This window comes from Amphritea atlantica, assembly GCF_024347255.1.
Lineage (GTDB): Bacteria > Pseudomonadota > Gammaproteobacteria > Pseudomonadales > Balneatricaceae > Amphritea > Amphritea atlantica.
Genome location: NZ_AP025284.1, coordinates 2,353,693 through 2,374,055, shown reverse-complemented (window position 1 = coordinate 2,374,055; position 20,363 = coordinate 2,353,693). Strand labels below are relative to the sequence as shown.

General features: G+C 50.4%; 17 protein-coding genes. 6 read left to right on the top strand and 11 right to left on the bottom strand.

The genetic code is table 11. The features are described 5' to 3' along the window. Positions 1-50 precede the first annotated feature (50 nt). Complete coding sequence (locus OCU43_RS10845; RefSeq protein ID WP_091359056.1) at positions 51-893, top strand: SDR family oxidoreductase; 843 nt, start codon at positions 51-53, stop codon at positions 891-893. A gap of 890 nt (positions 894-1,783) precedes the next feature. Here OCU43_RS10845 and OCU43_RS10840 read toward each other — a convergent pair. Both OCU43_RS10840 and OCU43_RS10835 read right to left on the bottom strand, forming a co-directional pair. Continuing rightward, positions 1,784-3,538, bottom strand: a complete 1,755-nt coding sequence (locus tag OCU43_RS10840; RefSeq protein WP_091359060.1) for a hypothetical protein — start codon at positions 3,536-3,538, stop codon at positions 1,784-1,786. A gap of 47 nt (positions 3,539-3,585) precedes the next feature. After that, a complete protein-coding gene (locus tag OCU43_RS10835; protein ID WP_261833003.1) occupies positions 3,586-3,759 on the bottom strand; it encodes a hypothetical protein in 174 nt (57 codons plus the stop codon). Between the two features lie 66 nt (positions 3,760-3,825). Between OCU43_RS10835 and OCU43_RS10830 the strand changes: the two genes are divergently transcribed. After that, positions 3,826-4,860, top strand: coding sequence for a deoxyribonuclease II family protein (locus OCU43_RS10830; protein WP_091359063.1), 1,035 nt, complete (start codon positions 3,826-3,828; stop codon positions 4,858-4,860). Positions 4,861-4,910: 50 nt separating this feature from the next. Here OCU43_RS10830 and OCU43_RS10825 read toward each other — a convergent pair whose 3' ends face one another. The 6 genes from OCU43_RS10825 to panD form a co-directional block, all read right to left on the bottom strand. Continuing rightward, on the bottom strand, positions 4,911-7,088 hold the full coding sequence (locus tag OCU43_RS10825) for an alkaline phosphatase family protein (protein ID WP_091359066.1): 2,178 nt from the start codon (positions 7,086-7,088) through the stop codon (positions 4,911-4,913). A 176-nt stretch (positions 7,089-7,264) separates the two neighbouring features. Further along, positions 7,265-7,498: a hypothetical protein gene (locus OCU43_RS10820; RefSeq protein WP_091359068.1), complete on the bottom strand. Its 234-nt coding sequence runs from the start codon at positions 7,496-7,498 to the stop codon at positions 7,265-7,267. Positions 7,499-7,737: 239 nt separating this feature from the next. Continuing rightward, positions 7,738-8,304: a hypothetical protein gene (locus tag OCU43_RS10815; RefSeq protein WP_091359071.1), complete on the bottom strand. Its 567-nt coding sequence runs from the start codon at positions 8,302-8,304 to the stop codon at positions 7,738-7,740. A gap of 175 nt (positions 8,305-8,479) precedes the next feature. Continuing rightward, complete coding sequence (locus OCU43_RS10810) at positions 8,480-8,860, bottom strand: VOC family protein (protein WP_091359211.1); 381 nt, start codon at positions 8,858-8,860, stop codon at positions 8,480-8,482. A 158-nt stretch (positions 8,861-9,018) separates the two neighbouring features. Further along, a complete protein-coding gene (locus tag OCU43_RS10805) occupies positions 9,019-10,908 on the bottom strand; it encodes a propionyl-CoA synthetase (protein ID WP_091359074.1) in 1,890 nt (629 codons plus the stop codon). A 337-nt stretch (positions 10,909-11,245) separates the two neighbouring features. Continuing rightward, on the bottom strand, positions 11,246-11,680 hold the full coding sequence (panD, locus tag OCU43_RS10800; RefSeq protein WP_091359212.1) for an aspartate 1-decarboxylase: 435 nt from the start codon (positions 11,678-11,680) through the stop codon (positions 11,246-11,248). 489 nt (positions 11,681-12,169) lie between these two features. Here panD and OCU43_RS10795 point away from each other — a divergent pair, with 489 nt between their 5' ends. From OCU43_RS10795 to metH, 3 genes are all read left to right on the top strand, one after another. Beyond that, entirely contained in the window at positions 12,170-12,490 is a 321-nt protein-coding gene (locus tag OCU43_RS10795) for a cupredoxin domain-containing protein (RefSeq protein WP_091359078.1), read from the top strand. 19 nt (positions 12,491-12,509) lie between these two features. Beyond that, positions 12,510-13,337 carry an FTR1 family iron permease gene (locus OCU43_RS10790; RefSeq protein WP_091359081.1) on the top strand — a complete coding sequence of 276 codons (828 nt, stop codon included), beginning with the start codon at positions 12,510-12,512 and terminating at the stop codon, positions 13,335-13,337. Positions 13,338-13,585: 248 nt separating this feature from the next. Continuing rightward, positions 13,586-17,302 carry a methionine synthase gene (gene metH, locus OCU43_RS10785; protein ID WP_091359084.1) on the top strand — a complete coding sequence of 1,239 codons (3,717 nt, stop codon included), beginning with the start codon at positions 13,586-13,588 and terminating at the stop codon, positions 17,300-17,302. 66 nt (positions 17,303-17,368) lie between these two features. Here metH and OCU43_RS10780 read toward each other — a convergent pair whose 3' ends face one another. The 3 genes from OCU43_RS10780 to mtgA all read right to left on the bottom strand — a co-directional run bounded on the left by OCU43_RS10780 (position 17,369) and on the right by mtgA (position 19,261). Beyond that, positions 17,369-18,181 carry a transglutaminase-like domain-containing protein gene (locus tag OCU43_RS10780; protein WP_091359088.1) on the bottom strand — a complete coding sequence of 271 codons (813 nt, stop codon included), beginning with the start codon at positions 18,179-18,181 and terminating at the stop codon, positions 17,369-17,371. Positions 18,182-18,187: 6 nt separating this feature from the next. After that, entirely contained in the window at positions 18,188-18,418 is a 231-nt protein-coding gene (locus tag OCU43_RS10775) for a DUF350 domain-containing protein (RefSeq protein ID WP_091359092.1), read from the bottom strand. Between the two features lie 150 nt (positions 18,419-18,568). Beyond that, positions 18,569-19,261, bottom strand: a complete 693-nt coding sequence (gene mtgA, locus OCU43_RS10770) for a monofunctional biosynthetic peptidoglycan transglycosylase (RefSeq protein WP_245756585.1) — start codon at positions 19,259-19,261, stop codon at positions 18,569-18,571. A 153-nt stretch (positions 19,262-19,414) separates the two neighbouring features. Between mtgA and OCU43_RS10765 the strand changes: the two genes are divergently transcribed. Next, a complete protein-coding gene (locus OCU43_RS10765; protein ID WP_091359097.1) occupies positions 19,415-20,362 on the top strand; it encodes a 5'-nucleotidase in 948 nt (315 codons plus the stop codon). Position 20,363: the final 1 nt, after the last annotated feature.

Genomic DNA, 20,363 nt, shown 5'->3' with positions numbered 1-20,363 from the left:
CTCTGCACCTTATACATCAGCATCTTCGAGTACACAGATCAGGGAGATCCATGAAAACAGTACTGATTACCGGCTGCTCCAGCGGCATTGGCTACCACGTAGCAATCGGCCTGCAACAACGGGGCTACCGGGTTATCGCCACCGCGCGACAACAAAAGGATGTTGAACGGCTCCAACAGCTGGGATTAGAGTCCATTCAACTGGACCTGGAGTATTCTGAATCGATTCAACAGGCTATGGACTGGGTTGAGGCAGAAACTGGCGGAGCGCTGTATGCCCTGTTCAATAATGGCGCCTATGGCCAGCCCGGTGCGATTGAGGATCTCAGCCGGGACCTGCTGCGTAAGCAGCTGGAGATCAACCTGCTGGGCTGGCATGAGCTTACCTGTCGGGTTCTGCCGCTGATGCGTAAACAGGGTTTTGGCCGCATCATTCAGAACAGTTCGGTTCTGGGGCTGATCACGATGCGCTTTCGCGGGGCTTACAACACCAGTAAGTTTGCGCTGGAAGGCTACAGCGATACCTTGCGACAGGAACTTGCAGATACCCGTATTCATGTTTCACTGATCGAACCCGGCCCGGTCAGAAGCAAATTCAGAGAAAACGCATTCAAAGCCTTTCGTGACAATATTGATATAGAAAGCAGCCCGTTTCGCACTATTTATCAAAAAGTTCTGAAACGTTTAAGCAGTCACGATGGCGGGGACGATCCGTTTACACTGGGGCCTGATGCGGTATTGGATAAAGTGATTCACGCGTTGGAGAGTAAACGCCCAAGGCCCCGCTATTATGTCACCCTGCCAACCCATCTGTTTGGTATTCTACGCCGTATTTTGTCGACCCGGATGCTCGACTGGATTTTATTACGGGCATCGGCATCGGAGAATAAATAGGGCCGGGCATATCAACGCTGTACTGCCTGAAATACGGCCAAGCGGCCGAACACGGCTCGGTCCTATCCCCTCCCTCCAAACTCTACAGGCTCTGTCTGATTCCTAGAGGACTTTTTAACTGCGGAAACCCTCAGTGCTTAATCCCGCCGGTCAGGTGTAGAAATTGAGCGTTTTATTGCCTATAGTTTCATTGAAGAAGCAACAGGAGCAATTCTATCTCTTTATCAGTATGTGGTTATTCTCTCCGGTATCGTTTAACACCCTTATGCTTATATGCTTCAGTCGGCTCTGTTGAGAGTACGGCCAGGAGTATTCTCACAACTCACGCCAGTTTCTGAATATTCCGTGAGTGTTTTTCACTGCTTCAAGCTGGCCTTGCTAATTTTATACGTCATCAGACTATCAGGTGCTTCACGCGCCCGGCACCAGTCATATACACGTCAATCGGGCGGTAAGAGGATCTCTTATGTTCAAGTTCGCTGGATTAATCCCTTGCATCTCTCTTTTCATGACAGCCAGTGCCTTCGCTGCAGATACGACTGACTGTGTAGTGCTCACACGGGAACAAGGGAATAACTGTGCGTCCAGAGATTCACTGCAGATTAAAGTCACCAACAAATGTAGTGAAAACGTTTATGTAAAAATGTGTCTGGAGCGAAAAGATGGGCAATGGAACTGTGGCTCTGACTCAATACTAAAACCGGGCAGAACAAATACCGGGTTTTATGCTTGCCATGGTACTGGCAACTATCAATGGTCAAGCTGCACCGGTGGCTTCAAAGAGTGTGGATTTCGCTCTCCCTGAGACCTGTCAGACCTGCCTGAGGCAACAGGGACAAACTCCGCTAAAGGGTTTGTCCCCGTGCTTTTTGACTTAGTCACTTTCCTCATTACTGCACAAAGGTCACCTGCAGCGTATTTCCGACAATAGCAAAGCTGGGTTCAACCCCGTCTATGCTATTCGCGCGAAACCGTTCCGCAGTCATATGACAAAGTTCAGAGCATGTCAGCAGTGTATAGGGTGTATTGAAGGCAAAGCCTCCATTTTTCAGCTTGTCGAGATGAAAACTCACCTGTGTCGAGTTAACATACAGCGCCCCTGCTATTGAGAGCGCGGGCATCTGCGAGCCCAGTTGAGTGACAATCACGCCACCAGTCATTTCCAGGCTTCCTATAGTGAGGTCGCCGGTATGGTAGGCGATATTCAGCTCAGCATCATCGAACAGACAAACCTTAGCACTCCCCCCCACCGATTGATCATAGAATACGATCCGGCCACCATAACCACCGTTCGTGCCACCATAGGCGATCAGGGAGGCACTGCCTGCAGTGGACTGTCCGGAAAAGACGGTGTAGCCACCGGCAGCACCGGATGTGCAACCACCCAGATTGAATATTGTAGCGCTTCCTGCGGTCGGAAAATTTTCGCAGGTACTGTCACTGTCATTCTGATTGCTGTAAACCGAAAACTCAGTATAACCGGCAGCGCCCTGCTCGCCTGAACCCGGGTGATTCCAGATCGTTGCGTTACCCGCCGTAGGAGAATATTTGCTTGGCAGGTTGATGGAGAAAATGGTGTGACCTGCGCTGGATTTGTTTGCAATGGCGCTGCCGTAGTTGACGATTGTCGCCTCCGCACCGGTCGGAGAGCCGTACTTCGCACTGAACTCAAGATGGCCACCACCGCCCTGCTCACCCTGACGTGCACCGTAGTTAAAATAGCAGCCGTAACCCGCAGAGGCGCCCTGTGAGGCATCCATGTATGGAGGGTTGTTATTAAAACTGGTTACCCCACCGTAGGCTCCAGCCATCTCTGCCGCATAGTTGTAGAAATATCCCTCACCACCCGTGGAGGTGCTGTCAAAGGCTACATCGCCACCATTTGCTTTTTCGTGAGTTGCTCCCCAATTGTTGTATACACCGTGATCGGCACTGGAACTGCCGTAGAACTGCGTATTACCGCCATCACCACCGGCGACCGTGCCGCCCACATTGGTGAAAGTGGCCTTACCTGCGGTGGCGGTATCGTGAAAGACCACATTAGCGAAGGTATCACCATCAATACCCAGGCTACCGTAAATAGTAAATGTGGCACGATCAGCCGAAGAGGCGTCGCTGAAGCTTATCTCGCCACCGACGGTACTGGGGATGTTTTCTTTTCTGTACTGAGGCGGTGGTTCGGCGCCGGTCCACACTTTAAACCGGGCGGAACCGGCTCTGGCATGATCGCAAAAGCTGATTACGCCACCACCGTAGCCCTGTTCCCTGATCGGGCCTGCGCAGTAATAGATATCATCAGTACCTGCTGTCGCATTATTGGTAAACAGAAGTTGCGGATTATCATGCCCGCTGCTGGTCGCGGCCACAATAAAGCTCTGCTGGCAACGCGAAGAGTTACTGACCCCCTGGCCGGTAATAATAAGGCCAGGTACTTTGCCGGGACCGAAGTTGAAGGTATAGGCTGTGGCGCTTTCACTGAATTCGATACTCTCAACACTTGCGCTGTGGTCTGCTGAGAAAGTGATTGCAGTTTGAGATGAACTGTTAAAAACGGCTTTACTGACTGGCAGTTCCGCTGGACTCCAGTTGGCGGCGGAGTTCCATTCTCCCGACGCGGGTTGAGGATTCCATTCAGATTGAGACATTGATTACTCCGTTGTTATTAGGAGGGACACCCATTCGGGCCATAAAATCATTGGGTATTCCCGTTATTATCGATAGTGAAGTTCTGTTTGTACTCACGGGCTGGCCATTGCAGCCTGAAGTCCCACGGTGCCCGTTGTCGCTGCATACTCTTAATCAACCAGCATCGGAATACCGAAGACAGCAACAACAGTACCGAAACCTGACTGCAATGAATAGCCATAGTGCTATCTGGTTTTCATGGTATACAATTGTTTTTTCAATTGAAATTACGTGGAGATAGTCGCCGATGCTGGGGGCAAAGAATCAACAGGGAACGCCGGTGGACTGGTGGTTTATCTATAAAACTCCTGAGCATACAGGAACCTCCGAGAATCAGGGGTACGAGTTCTTCTATTTTGATTCACAAAGCGCAGCCCTGGATTTGTCACCCACCGGGCTGAACCAGGATAATCAGGCCCTGGGATACACCCTGGCCGAAATTTTTAGCGCCCCGCAGAGCACCGGTTATATTGCCTATAACGACGAGCACATTGACGCGGAAAAAAACAAGTCGGAAAAAGGCCATTGTAAAGGGGTGCTCGCCTTTGACAAGGCGAGTGATTCAGCGCTCTATCTCCTGCATTCAACCCCCAGATTTCCCGTCAACAAAGAGGCGACACTGCCGGACGACGAGATGATCTATGGGCAGACCTTTATCTGTATCACACTACCCGACTACCAGACGGCCAATCGTATCGCGCAACAGATGCTGAGTCAGCAAAACCCGCAGGTGCTGACAGAATGTTCACGTATTCCCTCCTCTCTGCAGGATGATGAACCTCTTTCGCAGCTGTTTCATGGACGCGGGATCAACGAATCGGAGATTCCCTCGACGCTGTCCTTCAGTTCGCGGGGAGGTAAACCGTTTCTGCTGACAGCCAAAAGTAGAAAATGGGGTAAAGACTTCTGGCTCGATCTGGTTTCACCGCAACTGAAATGCGATCTGGTGGTTGAGACCTGGCGAAGGGGCGCGGTGACACCCATGCAGGACAGTTTGTCTACCGAGTATGATGACGATACTCTTACCCTGGACTTCAAAATCCCCCCGTCACTGAACTATGAGTGGCACTATACCAAGGACCACGCCAAATGGGCGGTGGCCCTGAAAAACAACACCTCTTCGTTACCCTGGGTCTGTATTGCCGACCTCAATCGCATGGTATCCCAGGAGAAACGCGGTGGTGGAAGTTTATGCTTCCAGGACAGTCAGTTGTGGCAAGCCTTGAAAAACGCCGAAGAAAAGTTACACCAGCCAGCTCAACCGGATTCGGCTCAGACCTAATGCCACCCCCTGAACGCGGATGATGCTGCTTTAGCACCATCCGCTCTCATCTAACGTTCAGGCGGGAAGGATTTATCATAAGGCGGTGTTAATGTCGGTGCATCGGTTCTCGCCTGATCCGCCTCAAAGACTGCCTCAAAGGTGGGCGCAACATTAATTCGATCACCCAGTCCCCACAATGGTTTGGGAACACCAAACCAGTCCAGCAGAGTCGCGGCAAAAGAGGTTGAATCGAAGGGAGTCTCTCCCTCTGCTCTGATCACAGATTGCTCCCTGATCCAGGGAGAAACCATAATGGTAGGGACCCGTGGTCCCATCAGGTCGTAGGCAAAGCCATTGTTAAGGTCGTTTGGCCAGGGTTTCTTTGCGTAAGGTGGAGCAACATGGTCATAGATGCCGCCGTTCTTATCGAACGTAACAACCAGCAGGGTGTTTTTCCAGCCAGGTCCACTTTTGATCGCTTCGTAGATCTCGTTGAGTTCCCTCTCTCCGGGGACCAGATCCCCTCCCGGGTGGTAAGAGGTCGCCCCCTTAGGGGCGATCCAACCTGGCTCAAGATAACTGAATGCCGGCAGATTTCCATGTCGGGCATCCTGCTTGAACTGTTGAATACTGGAAAGAAACTGTGTTGGATTTGCATCAACTGAAGGAACCTGCCCCTGGAGATACAACTGGTAGGTAAAGACCACGTTTTCCCACAGTACTGAGTTATATATTTTCCAATCGCTAATCCCCTGACTCCAGAGCGTTTTCCAGATGGATTGGCGGTGGGAAGATTCCGGCCAGTTAGCGTAAATACTCCCCCCCTCCCAGGTGCCTAGTCTGTTAAAGGCAGAACCGGTAATGGAGAAAGCGCGATTGACGTCCGTTCCTCCAGGCATTGAACAGAACCAACGATCAGAAATGGCGAAATGACGAGCCAGGCCATTGAGTACCGGCAACTGCTGCGGACTGAAGGTCTCCATTACCTGTGGGTTGGCGTTATTGAGGATAAATCCCCCCATATCGGGGGTGGCGCGCCCCCAGTACCCCGGTTCTTCAGCAAACATCTGTTGCAGATTATCGGTGGTGTCGTGAAATGGATCCTGATCAAGTGCGACGAGGTTATACTGGGTGCTCAGCTCCCCGGCCTGAAACTTGCTGACGAAAACCCGATTGTCTCCATCGTTATTAAAATATTCGCGACTGGTGCCATCAAATGGTTCCTGTGAACCGATGTAATGGCAACCCTGGTCGCCCTTCTCATAAAGCCAGCCGCAAACGTTATCGAAGGAGCGGCTCTCCAGCATGTAATAGACCACATGTTTAATTTTGGAGCGCATGAAATCGAGAGTGCCTGGTGTAGCGGCCCGCTCTGTTTGCACCGGGATACGGGGCTGAAAACTGGTCAGCAGGCTGTTGCCATCAATAGCTGATGGCAGTTTACCCTCATGTACCGGCCCCGTGAGCACGTCCGGCTGTTCAGGGTCAAACTGCCACAGACGATAGTTACCTTTGGCAGGATTCCATTCCAGTACATGATAGCCGATCGCAGTGAGCTCACTGCTCTCATCCACTTTATCCCATTGACCCTGTTGCACCGCAGGTAATGAAAGCGGAGTTGCCAGTTGCGGGTCAAAACTCCATAAACGAAACGCTTTACGATCAGGCAGGCGGTCCAGTACATAATTGCCAATCGGAATCAGTGTGTGGCCCGACTTTATTAATGGAAAACCGTTCTGCGGGCTGTATGATACTGGCAGTGGATCGGATTTGAAGCCTGACACGCCCTGGGGATCGAAATTCCATAGTTCAAATGTTCCACGCCCCCTGGCGGGAATCAAATTCAGGACAAAACTGGTCATGGGAATAAGGTCCAGATTCTGGCCCTCATCCGGGTTGCTGCTATAGGTGTGACGGTATTTGCCCCAGAATTTAGTCTTGCTCCAGAAACCGCTCTCGATTGAGGTGCCATTTAGCGGGTCGGCAGCTTCGGGGTTGAACTCGATCAGGTTGAACTGATAGCCCTCATCCCCGTGCTGTTTACACAGAGGGCTCCACTGCAAAAGATACCCCCCTATCTGAGCCATACGCCAGTTACAGTCAAAAGAAGTATCTGCGGCGAGTGTAACCGGGGTGAAAAACGCCTCTGCATGGGGATCAACCCGGTACAGTGTATAGGCATCGCTTTTCTGATTTCGACAAATTAAAAAGTCGAAAGAGGGTCGTCTTTGAGAGGGCTGGCTCATAGTGTTACTCTTTTTTATAGTGTTATATAACGGGCTATTGAAAAGCGATCTGCTTACGCTGAGTGCTCAATTTTTATTGGAGCAATTCACCCTATCGCATCAGCTGCCGATGATGGTTTTCGAAGCACATTTAAGTGAGTATTCGCATAATTTGTGCGACTGAACAAGCTTTGCGGCTAGTTGGATAGTCTTTTCTCCATAATCTCATCTGCGTCTTCTATCTCTTGCAGGCCATGCATAATTTCAGGAATCACTTTGATAATCTGGATAATGCTAAAAACTAAAATACCGTGGTGGGTGCTCAGTGTGAAGTCATTCAGCGTGTGAATCGTTTCATATCCAGACGTGATAAAAAGGATGAGCGCGCTTAGCAGGATCAGGTAAGGACTGTTGGTTATAGTATTTAACATAGGGCTTTCCGGTTATTGTTATAGCCGTCTAAAAAGTCAGATTTCCCCAATCTTAGGTATAAGATCTTTATGCTTCAATAGGTTATACAGGATTTGTCTATAAAGCAGGATGAATAGCAGCCGCCACAAACTGGCGTCATGGTATTTCAGGATAAAACCGGAAGTTGCTGTGTCAATGATACAACGGCATGAAGAGAGTGAAGCGATTTATAGGCTCCCGGTTATCGAGAGCCTGAGTATCAGATATCTGATACGCGTTTTGAGCAGGAATAAACACCGCCGTAGGAGTCAGATCTGGCTACCAGGTTTGATGCGGTTAACTCAAGTATTGTGGATGACTCCCGCAGACGGTGCGGGATCAAACTTTTTATATTGAGAAAACTATCCAATTCAGGATGGCTCTGGTTGACTACATTTAACAGAGTTGCCGAAAGAATAAGCGAGTTACCTTTAACTTCCCAGTTGGAGCGATTTGATACGCCGTACTGGATCTCGGGAAAATTGGCTAATTTCAGCTTTAATGTTCCTGATCCGCTGGCCTGACCATCAGATTTGTAGTTGATAACATAGTCTACTTTCATCCCTGTATCGGCCTCTTCCATGGTATGGGTACAGTTCCAGGTTCCAACCAGTTGTTGTGCATCGAACGGCCTGGAGTCATTGCCTCCAACCGCAGTTGAGATAGATATAACGCATGCAAACAGTGCTATCACTTTACTTCGTTGCATATACTCGGTTACCGCCAGGAAGGTTATATGGATCACCATACTGTATAGAGCGAAGCTTGCTGGCAGCTTAATACTCATTAGTGCAGCGTCACCTCTCAGAAGACGTTTATATGAGGCAATAAATATCATAGTGTTGTGTGGCAACCCGACAGAATGACGGATAAAAGTAATCGCCGAATAGTTGATACAAGGAGCCAGTGTTCGTCGATTAAACAGAATTTATGAATATGTGCGCCAGGTGTTAATGCACTATTTAATTCATCGAATGCAGACCAAACATATTCCCTTCGGTGTCCATCGCTAACGAGATGAATCCATGCTCACCAATTGACATTTTTGCTCTCTGAACTCTGCCACCAGCAGCATTAACTCTTGACTCCTGAACAGCACAATCTTCGCAGGAGAAGTAGATCAGCGTACTGTTTCCTCCTGCGGGAAACCCTTCCATTCTGACCAAAGCACCGGTCGCGCCATATTTGTCCATATCTGCTGGAAAAGACAGCATCTCTACACCGGAATCATTAGGATCACTCAATAATTCCAGATGAACGCCGAGCACAGCTTCATAAAACTTTCGTGCTCTGGCCATCTGGTCTACATAAATTTCAAACCACACAACAGGGTTATCAGACATAGCCAGTACCTCAATGTTATCTTCCCGCCTGACGATTAGTAGCCCCTCTATGGGTAGGAAAGTGTATGTCAGCGGTGCTGACATACACTGTAGTTCAAAATAAAAAAGGCAGCCATATGGCTGCCTGAAAGGTAGTAAAACACTTTAATCCGTCAAGATCAGCTTACCAGGCCATTTCGCCCCATGATCTCCTGAATTTCTGGCAGTGATGCCGGATCATCGATGGTAGACGGGACAGTGTAATCCTGACCATCGGCAATCTGACGCAGCAGTTTACGCAGGATCTTACCGGAACGGGTCTTCGGCAGACGCTGAACCACAATCGCACGACGGAAGCAGGCCACCGCACCGATCTCTTTACGCACCATCGCAACCAGCTCTGATTCGAGCTGCGCTGCATCGATCTCAACACCGTTCTTAAGCAGCACCAGACCGATGGGTTGCTGTCCTTTCAGCGGATCATTGATGCCGATAACGGCACACTCGGCAACGGCCGGATGGTCAGCTACGATCTCTTCCATCTCGCCGGTCGAGAGTCGATGGCCCGCGACATTGATCACATCATCGGTGCGCCCCATGATGAACACATAGCCATCTTCATCTTTATAACCGCCATCTCCTGAGCAGTAATAACCTGGAAACTCTGACAGATAACCGGTACGGAAACGCTCAAAATCACCCCATACGGTTGGCAGGCAGCTTGGCGGCAAAGGGAGTTTAATGGCAATATTGCCCTGCTCCCCATTAGGCAGCTCGTTACCCTCATGGTCCAGAATCTGGATATTAAAGCCACTGACTGGCACCGTCGCTGAACCCGGCTTGGGTTCAAGCATCTCTACACCGGTCAGGTTACCGCAGATCGCCCAGCCAGTTTCCGTCTGCCACCAGTGATCGATAACCGGCTTACCCAGAGTCTCTTTGGTCCAGTGGTAGGTGGGCGGATCAAGCCGCTCGCCCGCCATAAAGACCGTTTCCAGCTTGCTCAGATCATACTGCTTCAGAAATTCAGAGTTGGGATCCTCTTTCTTGATCGCCCGGAATGCTGTCGGGGCAGCAAACAGCGCTTTAGCGCCATACTCGGCACACACACGCCAGAATGCACCGGCATCCGGAGTTTTGATCGGCTTGCCTTCGTAAACGATGGTGGTACAACCTGCCAACAGTGGACCGTACACAATATAGGAGTGCCCTACTACCCAGCCGACATCGGAGGCCGCCCAGAACACTTCACCCGGTTCCATGTTGTAGATCGCTTTCATACTGTATTTAAGCGCCACCGCGTGACCACCGTTATCGCGTACCACACCTTTTGGCTTACCCGTTGTGCCGGAGGTGTAAAGAATATACAGAGGGTCTGTCGCATTTACGGGGGTGCAATCCGCTGGTTCTGCAGTGGCAACCGCCTGCGCCCAATCAATATCGCGACCTTCGATCATCGATGCGGCCACTTGTGGACGCTGGAAAATGATACAGCTATCAGGCTTATGAGCAGACTTCTCAATCGCTTCATCCAGCAGCGGCTTATATTCAATCACTTTAGCAATCTCAATGCCGCATGAGGCAGTCACTACTACCTTTGGCTCTGCATCGTCGATCCTGACGGCCAGTTCATGTGCCGCGAAACCGCCAAAAACAACGGAGTGGATCGCTCCAAGCCGGGCTACGGCAAGCATGGCGATAACCGCTTCAGCGATCATCGGCATATAGATAACAACCCGATCGCCCTTCTCAACGCCCTGAGACTTCAGAACGCCAGCAAAGGTTGCCACAGCATCGCGCAATTCAGAATAGGTGTAGCGCTGTTTAGTCTCTGTGACAGGCGAATCATAGATCAGTGCATCCTGATCACCACGGCCACTTTCAACATGGTAGTCCAGTGCCAGATAAGCGGTATTCATCTCGCCATCAGCAAACCAGCGATCAATACCATTTTCATCTTTGCTCAGGATCGTCTCAGGGGCTTTAAACCACTTGATCGCTTCAGCTTTCTCCGCCCAGAAAGCCTCAGGAGTTTCGATCGATCTTCTGTATTCTTCTTTATATGACATAGCACTGGCCCTTCGCTGTAACCATTATTATATGTTTCAGACCGGCATCACCTACTTTTGTTATAGGCTTATCATTGTTGTCTGCAGGTGCCGCCTCATGTGTCACACTCTAACCGAGAAGCAGGCAAAATAAACTAATACAAAAGGCTAAATTGTCTACGATATGCCGATAATTTTCAGATAAATTGCTTTTTTATGACTAAATATGCGACTACAAAATAGTGACATAGATCAATTGTCGACAATCCTGACTTTGTAATTTTGGACATGCCGTTCAAAAAGGCATAAAAAAAGCTGCCAGAAGGCAGCTTGAGGAAACAGATTTGCCAGGGGGTTGTCAGTTATTTTCCTGAACTGCGATGCTGTTTTTAATGCCAGTCATGATATTACGCTGATGCAGCTCCTCATCACTGACCCGGTGAGCATCGTTCTCATTTTTAGCGTTTTCAAAATAGCATAGGGTTGGCTGAAAACTCTCAGCCTCCTGCTCATCCAGTTGCACATAGGAACAGATGATGAGCAGATCACCTTTTGAAGCGCGGTGTGCCGCAGCCCCGTTAACAGAGATAATACCGCTGTTGTCTTCACCACGAATTGCGTAGGTAGTGAAGCGCTCACCGTTATTAATGTTGTAGATATGTATCTGTTCGTACTCCTTAATGCCGGAGCGTTCGAGTAACACACCGTCAATTGCACAGGAGCCTTCATAGTGAAGCTCAGCATGGGTTACCGTAACCCGATGAAGTTTTGCTTTTAAGAATGTTTGCAGCATATTAATGACCTGAGTCTCAAACAGCCGGGTAACCGACTTAAACCTTGCTGAAATATTCAGCATACCTCTGCCAGTGTCGCGTTATATTGCAATCACCAGCACCAGGCCGATTCATCGGCCCCATCACAGCCGCAGCCATGGACACTTTTTCAGATCTGTTTACAGCCCTGAAACAAAGCGAACGATATAAGGTAAAGCAAACTATAAGTGATGTTATAAGTTTGCTTACCTTTTTCGCGGGGCAATTGTACCAGCTAATTTTAAAATTTTAAGCAATTTATCAGCAGGGATACACGCTTTACATCTATCAGATCACAGCGACACAGAGGTCCAATGTTGTTTACCCATAAAAAGCAGCGTGATTTTTCTGGTCGTGTTTTTCCTGATTCTGTTATGCATGATTCTGACGTCATGAATGTTGCACTTGCTTTCGCGAATCTATATGATAATCATTATTATTAACTATTAATGTAATTCTGAGACTTTGCTATGAAGAAATTGATGATTGCCGCCCTGCTTGCCACGTCAACAACAGCGATGGCTGCCGATACCCGTTTTGAGGTGTCGATAAAAGATCATATGTTTTCGCCTGCAGTAATCACCATCCCCGCTAATCAGCGGGTAAAACTGGTAGTTTCTAATGAAGACGCCACCCCTGAAGAGTTTGAAGGGGAAGACTTCACTCTGGAAAAAGTGATTCCAGGAAACAGTAAAGCAACTATTATGGTTGGGCCCTTTGAACCAGGCCGTTATGAGTTTGTGGGCGAATTTCATGAAGACACAGCCAAAGGTGTCCTGATCGTCGAGTAATTATTGCTGAGGCAGACCTATGTTAAGCTCCGCTGTTATCGTATTTCGTGAAGTGCTAGAAGCGGCACTGATTGTCAGTATCCTGCTGGCGGCTACCTGCGGCCTGCCCCGCCGGACGCTGTGGATCGGTGCGGGCCTTATCGCAGGACTGGCTGGTGCCTGCATTGTCGCGCTTTTCGCAGGTTCCATCACCAGCGCTTTTGAGGGGACTGGCCAGGAACTGATGAATGCCTCCATTCTTCTGATCGCCGTTCTGATGCTGGCCTGGCACAACATCTGGATGTCTCATCATGCCCGGGAACTGGTCGCCCACATGAAAAACGTCAGCGCTAAAATAACTGACGGCTCACTACCTCTCTACTTTCTCGCGGTTGCCTCTGGTATGGCAGTGTTGCGGGAAGGCTCTGAGGTGGTGCTGTTCATGTACAGTGTCACTGCCAGCGGTAGCTCTGCGAACTCGATGATGACCGGCAGTATTCTCGGCGTGATCGCTGGTATTCTGGTGGGACGCCTGATCTATAGCGGGTTACTGCGAATCCCTACCGCCCGCCTGTTCCAGTATACCGGATGGATGATTCTGTTACTGGCAGCGGGTCTGGCAGCGTCAGCTTCCGGCTATCTGATGCAGGCAGGTATTCTGCCCTATCAGACTCCACTCTGGGATAGTGGCGCGCTGCTCTCAGAAAAATCGATTACAGGCCAGCTACTACATATTCTTATCGGATATCAGGAGCGTCCTACTGCAATCCATCTGATCTTCTATCTGGTCACGCTGCTCACTATCGTAGCGGGTATGCGCTGGGTTGGTCATCGCTCTAACCTGAGACTGCAAAACTCTGGCGCTTAATTCAGATATCAACGCTCTGGCCTCTACAACTCACTCAGTCGCCCTGTCCTGGCTGAGTGGGTTTTGTCTTTCAGCAATGACCGTTTTTTCAAACGCAGCAAGCATATCAACGACAAAAAAGTTATCTGAGCACTGATCTGTCAGGCTCTACAAATATATTTCATCATCAATTGAGTGTAACTCACCCACAAGCCCGATAATTTAGTTAAAATAGCCGCCTTTACAATAGGTTATTGGTAGGTTTATACGTGTCGGCACATACTTCTGTAGATAAAACAGTTCAACTGAAACAAGCCCTGTCAGAACGCATACTGGTTCTCGATGGCGGTATGGGCACCATGATTCAGGATCGCAAACTGAACGAGGCTGATTTTCGTGGTGAACGGTTTGCCGACTGGAAGGTCGATCTGCAGGGAAACAACGATCTGCTGGTGTTGACGCAACCTGATATTATCAGCGATATCCACCGCGCTTATCTGGATGCCGGGGCAGATATACTGGAAACCAACACCTTTAACGCAACCACCATCGCTATGGCTGATTATGAGATGGAGGCAATCAGTCATGAGATCAATCGGGTGGCCGCGCAGCTGGCCCGTAAAGTGGCTGATGAGGTTACTGCGTTAACGCCGGATAAGCCCCGCTATGTTGCCGGTGTTCTCGGCCCGACTAACCGCACCTGTTCTATCTCACCGGATGTAAATGATCCCGGATTCCGCAATGTCAGTTTTGATCAGTTAGTCGAGGCGTATACCGAATCCGTCGACGGGCTGATAAAAGGTGGCGCTGATATCATTCTCATCGAAACTATCTTCGATACTCTGAATGCCAAAGCGGCTATCTTCGCGGTTGACCAGTACTTTGAAAACAACAAGCTGCGTCTGCCGGTAATGATATCCGGCACCATCACCGATGCCTCAGGCCGAACCCTGTCTGGCCAGACCACCGAAGCGTTCTGGAACTCTGTGCGTCATATCAAGCCCCTATCAATCGGCCTGAACTGCGCTCTTGGACCAAAGGAGTTACGGCAGTATGTGGAAGAGCTTTCCCGTATCGCTGACACCCATGTATCCGCTCATCCGAATGCGGGGTTGCCAAATGCTTTTGGTGGCTACGACGAGTCCCCCGAACAGATGGCGACAGAGATTCGTGAGTGGGCTCAGGCCGGCTTCCTGAATATTATCGGAGGCTGCTGCGGCACAACACCGGCACACGTTACCGCTATGGGTAATGCCGCCAATGAGTTCGCTCCGCGACAGATTCCTGAGATTCCTGTTGAATGTCGCCTTTCCGGCCTGGAACCGCAAAATATCAATAAAGACACCCTGTTTGTTAACGTCGGTGAGCGAACCAACGTTACCGGTTCGGCGATGTTCAAACGTCTGATCAAAGAGGGTGACTACGAGACCGCACTGGATGTTGCCCGTCAGCAAGTTGAAAACGGCGCACAGATCATCGATATCAACATGGATGAGGGGATGCTGGATGCGGAAGCGGCGATGGTGCGCTTTCTCACCCTGATCGCCTCTGAGCCAGATATCTCCCGGGTGCCGATTATGATCGACTCCTCTAAGTGGGAGGTGATCGAAGCAGGCCTGAAATGCATTCAGGGTAAAGGCGTGGTGAACTCCATCAGCCTTAAAGAGGGTGAAGAGAAGTTTATCTATCAGGCCAACCTGCTGCGTCGCTATGGGGCTGCGGTGGTGGTCATGGCATTCGATGAGGATGGCCAGGCGGACACCGAAGAGCGCAAAATCCAGATCTGTGAACGATCCTACAAAGTGCTCACTGAGAAGGTCGGCTTCCCACCAGAAGATATTATCTTCGATCCGAATATCTTTGCCGTGGCGACAGGGATTGAGGAGCACAATAATTATGCGCTGGACTTTATCCGCGCTACGGGATGGATTAAGAAGAATCTGCCCTATGCGATGATCTCTGGCGGCGTATCTAACGTGTCATTCTCGTTCCGCGGTAATAACCCGGTGCGGGAAGCGATCCACTGTGTATTCCTCTATCACGCAATTCAGCAAGGGATGGATATGGGTATCGTTAACGCCGGTCAGCTGGCGATCTACGATGACCTGCCGGAAGAGCTGCGGGTTGCGGTTGAGGCTGTAATTCTCAATACCTCAGATGACGCGACCGAAAACCTGCTGGAGATTGCTGAAAAATATCGCGGCGATGGTGCACAGGTTGAGGAGAAAACTCAGGAATGGCGCAGCCTGCCGGTTCAGGAACGTCTGTCCCATTCGCTGGTTAAAGGTATCGCCGAATATATTGATGACGATGTCGAAGAGTGCCGCCATCTCTATGATCGCCCGATTCAGGTGATCGAAGGCCCGCTGATGGACGGCATGGGCGTGGTGGGTGATCTGTTTGGTGCGGGCAAGATGTTCCTGCCTCAGGTGGTTAAATCGGCCCGGGTAATGAAAAAAGCGGTCGCCTATCTGATGCCCTTCATCGAAGAGGAGAAAGCCGGCGCGGGCAGCGAAACCGCGGGTAAAATCCTCATGGCCACGGTAAAAGGCGATGTTCACGATATCGGTAAAAACATCGTTGGTGTCGTGCTTCAGTGTAATAATTACGAAATTATCGATCTCGGCGTGATGGTGCCGGCAGAAACGATTCTGCGAACCGCCCGTGAAGAGAATGTTGATATTATCGGTCTCTCAGGTCTGATTACCCCATCGCTGGATGAGATGGTGCATGTGGCCAGAGAGATGGAGCGTCAGGGCTTTAATATTCCGCTGATGATTGGCGGGGCAACCACCTCTAAAGCACATACGGCGGTAAAAATTGATCAGGCCTACAACCGTGATCAGGTGGTCCATGTGACCAACGCGTCCCGGGCGGTAAACGTTGCCAGCACCCTGCTATCCAAAGAGCGAAAAGCAGCCTATGTGCAGGAGATACAGGAGGATTATGAAACCGTACGGCAGCGCTATGCTGAACGCCAGAGTCAGGCGCGCCGGGTTTCACTGATTCAGGCCCGGGCGAACAAATTCAACATCGACTGGAGCAACTATACCCCTCCGGTCCCTGCTCAGCCAGGCATTCAGACCTTCGAGAATATCGATCTGAATGAGCTACGTGACTATATCGACTGGACCCCGTTCTTTCATTCATGGGAGCTGGCGGGACGTTACCCACGCATTCTAACAGATGAGATTATCGGTGAAGAGGCGACCCGTCTGTTTAACGATGCTCAGCAGATGCTGAATGATATTATCGCTAACAAGAAGCTGGAAGCCCGGGCAGTGATCGGTCTGTTCCCGGCTAACAGTGTCGACAATGACGATATTGAACTGTATACCGATGACAGTCGTTCAGAGGTGCTGATGAACCTGCACCATCTGCGCCAGCAGGTAGAGAAAACGGATGGCAAGGCGAATATGTGCCTCGCCGATTTCATCGCACCGAAAACGAGCGGCAAAGCTGATTACTTCGGGGCTTTTGCGGTTACCGCTGGTATTGGTGATCAGGCGATGATCGACGCCTATGAAGCCGATCATGACGATTATCACAGTATTATGGTGAAAGCCCTGGCGGACCGGTTAGCCGAAGCGCTGGCTGAGTATATGCACGCCCGTACCCGGCGTGAGTTCTGGGGTTATGCTGCCGATGAAAACCTCGATAACGAGGCGCTGATCAGAGAGAAATATCAGGGCATCCGCCCCGCCCCGGGTTATCCCGCCTGTCCGGAGCATACCGAAAAAGGTCTGCTGTGGAAGCTGCTGGATGTTGAAAACCGGATTGGTATGCAACTGACCGATAGTTATGCCATGCTGCCGACCTCTTCGGTCAGCGGCTGGTATTTCAGTCATCCGCAATCTCAGTATTTCGGTGTCGCCAAGATCGGTGAAGATCAGCTGGAATCCTATGCCAAACGCACCGGTATGGAGAAAACCGAAGCGGAACGCTGGTTATCACCAAACCTGGGGTATGAACCGGACGATAGCTGATCGATAGAGAAAAAAATCCGCCCTCTGTGGCGGATTTTTTTTACCGGTGCCGGCCTTAGTCAGCCACTATCTGTCGGCCACATAGTGACTTCTCTTAACCCAGTCCGATGATGCGTAATCAGTGGTAAAACGGGAGCCCTGGTTTTGCCAGAAATCAGTGTTGTTAAACATAAAGGTGGGATGATATTTAGTCTGCAAGCGGGCCAGTGGAAACGCTTTCAGGCGATTGAGGCCACGCTTTCGGGTTGTCTCAAGCAGAAATTCCTGGCCCTCGGCAAACAGCACAACCCAGGCGTGTCCCTCTCCATCATAGTCACCAACGACAACCCGAGCATCGTAGCCCAGGCCGATGAGCCAGTCGGCCACCAAAATGGCGTGGTCTTCACAATCCCCAACCTTAGCAAAAAATGCCTGCTGGCTACTTTGCCAGACCTCAGGGCGGCCCGGATAGGTGATATGATCAAGCTGATACTTTTTTCGATGGGCAACCGTATAGAGCGCCAATACCGGATTCTCAACCCGGAACGGCATATAGCCATCAAAATAGCTGTTTACCAGATGGTAACGCCGGTCGACACCCGGAGCGATCATGATATATGCCCCCAGGTCGGCCTGACCAAACAGATAGATGCTGGGTTTTTCTCTGCGTTTATTGAGAATCTTATCAATATCCAATTGATTCAGCGTGATACCATTCGCCATTAACTGGAGTGATCCGCTGCGTAATAACCCGGGAGATGCGTTGGGGTCAGCTGGCAGTGGCAGACGCTCTAGTGCCTCGTCAATTATCAGATCCGGCGAGCGCTGGTGTTGCTGTAGCGCTGAGGTCAGTATGATGACGAGAATAAACAGCACGCCCTGCCCCAGGCGTTTTAACATGGCCGGCTACCCTTTCAGACCCGAGGCAACAATAATGGCGACGAAGATCAGTACGGTTGAGGCAAATATCGAAACCGCGATATTACCCTTCTTCATCTCCTCCTCAATATCGATATTTTTGAGTAACCGCTTATCGATCCATAACAGAGCATACACTCCTACCACCAGAGCGATGATGGTGTAACTCAGATTCAATAACAGATTGATCAGAGAGGCGCTAAAAAACTCCATTTCCATAGAGAACGATCCTTAAATTCAGGTTAGCAGGACAAAACAGATAGCCAGCTAAATCAGTCTGGCTGACGCTGATTCTGAATCAATAGGCGCCACTAATCCAGTCAGTTTTGCATATCTTCTGTGGCTTCAGGCAATCTGCTATGGCCCGCGTTACGGGTTCCAGTGATTCGGCCCCAGCAACTGCATCTGATGGGTGATCCAGCGAATGCGCTGCCAGACATAATTGCTGGGGTTGGCAGCACGTAAACGGTAGGGGTTGGGTAACACCGCGGCTAAGCGCGCTGCTTCGACCGGGGACAGTCGCTGAGCCGGTTTATGGAAATAGGCCTGACTGGCCGCTTCAACACCATAGATTCCGGGACCGAACTCGACAATATTGAGATAAACTTCCAGGATACGCTGCTTGGTCCACAGGGCCTCCATCAACACCGCCAGCCCCGCCTCGAGTCCTTTTCGCAGATAGCTTTTGGCGGGCCACAGAAACAGGTTTTTAGCGGTCTGCTGCGTCAGGGTGCTGGCACCTCTGATCCTGCCGCCTTTCTCATTGTCACTGAGAGCGTCCGCTATCGATTCCAGATCCAGCCCCCAATGTTGCGGAAACTTCTGATCTTCAGAGGCGATGACTGCTAGCTGCATCGTCCCGGAGATCTGATCAAGAGGCACCCAGATATGCTGACTGTGAGCCGGATATCCCGGTGGCGGATTCAGATCCCGTTGGATCTTCCACATCCATATACCCGGGTCGATAAAACGCAACATCAGCACCAGCAGTACTGGAAGCAGAATCAGAATGAGCAGCACTCGGATCAGCCACTTGCGAATAGAGAAACGGGAAACAGTCAATATCGGATTACCGCAGAGTCAGAAGCGTAACAAAGGTAGCACTGATCATACCCAACACTGCCCATTTTTTGAACAGCGATCAGTAATGATTCGCGCCCCTTTGTATGTTTAACTAATGGCACAGATCTAACGATCATAATAATGGACAGTAACATGACATTTGCCCTGGATGAGGTTCTGGTGGTTGGTATTTCCAGCCGCGCGCTGTTTAACCTGGAACATGAAAACCGTATCTACCAGCAACAGGATGTAGAGGCCTACCGCCGTTACCAGTTTGAACAGGAGAATAAAATTCTCGATAAAGGGACCGCCTTTCATCTGGTGGAAGCGCTACTCAGCCTGAACACCCTTTCCGACGAGCGACTGGTCGAAGTGGTGGTGATGTCTAAAAACAGCCCTGATACCGGTTTGCGCGTATTGAAATCAATTCAGTACTACGGCCTGGATATTACCCGATCAGCCTTTACCGGAGGTGAATCACTCGCCCCTTTCCTGCAGGCATACAGTGTCGATCTGCTGTTAACCCGACACCCGGATGATGCGCAGGTGGCCATCGATACTCAGGATTGTGCTGCGGCGCTGATATACGATCCCCCCGAAAGCTTTCAGCCGGACCGTGACACCATCAGGATCGCATTTGATGCGGATGCGGTGCTGTTCTCTGATGAGTCAGAATATATCTATAAAACCGAAGGGCTGGAACGGTTTCAGGAAAATGAGTCAGACAATGAAGATGTCGTGCTTCCCGATGGTCCCTTTGCCAAACTGGTCAGAGTGCTTTCCAGACTCAACAGTAAACTGGGAGCAGATCGCTCCCCCCTGAGACTATCCATCGTGACGGCCCGCAACGGCCCGGCGCACTTGCGGGTGATTAAGACGTTGCGGCAATGGGGAGTCAATGTTGATCAGGCTTTTTTTCTAGGAGGGATGAGTAAAGAGCCGGTTTTGAGTGCTTTACGTCCCCATATCTTTTTTGACGATCAGCCCGCGCACCTGGTATCAGCCGCAAAACGGGTCCCCAGCAGTCAGGTTCCCTACCGCAGCGATTCACTGATCAACAGCCTGCCTCAGGCCTCCCACAGTGAAACCGGAGAGGATTAAC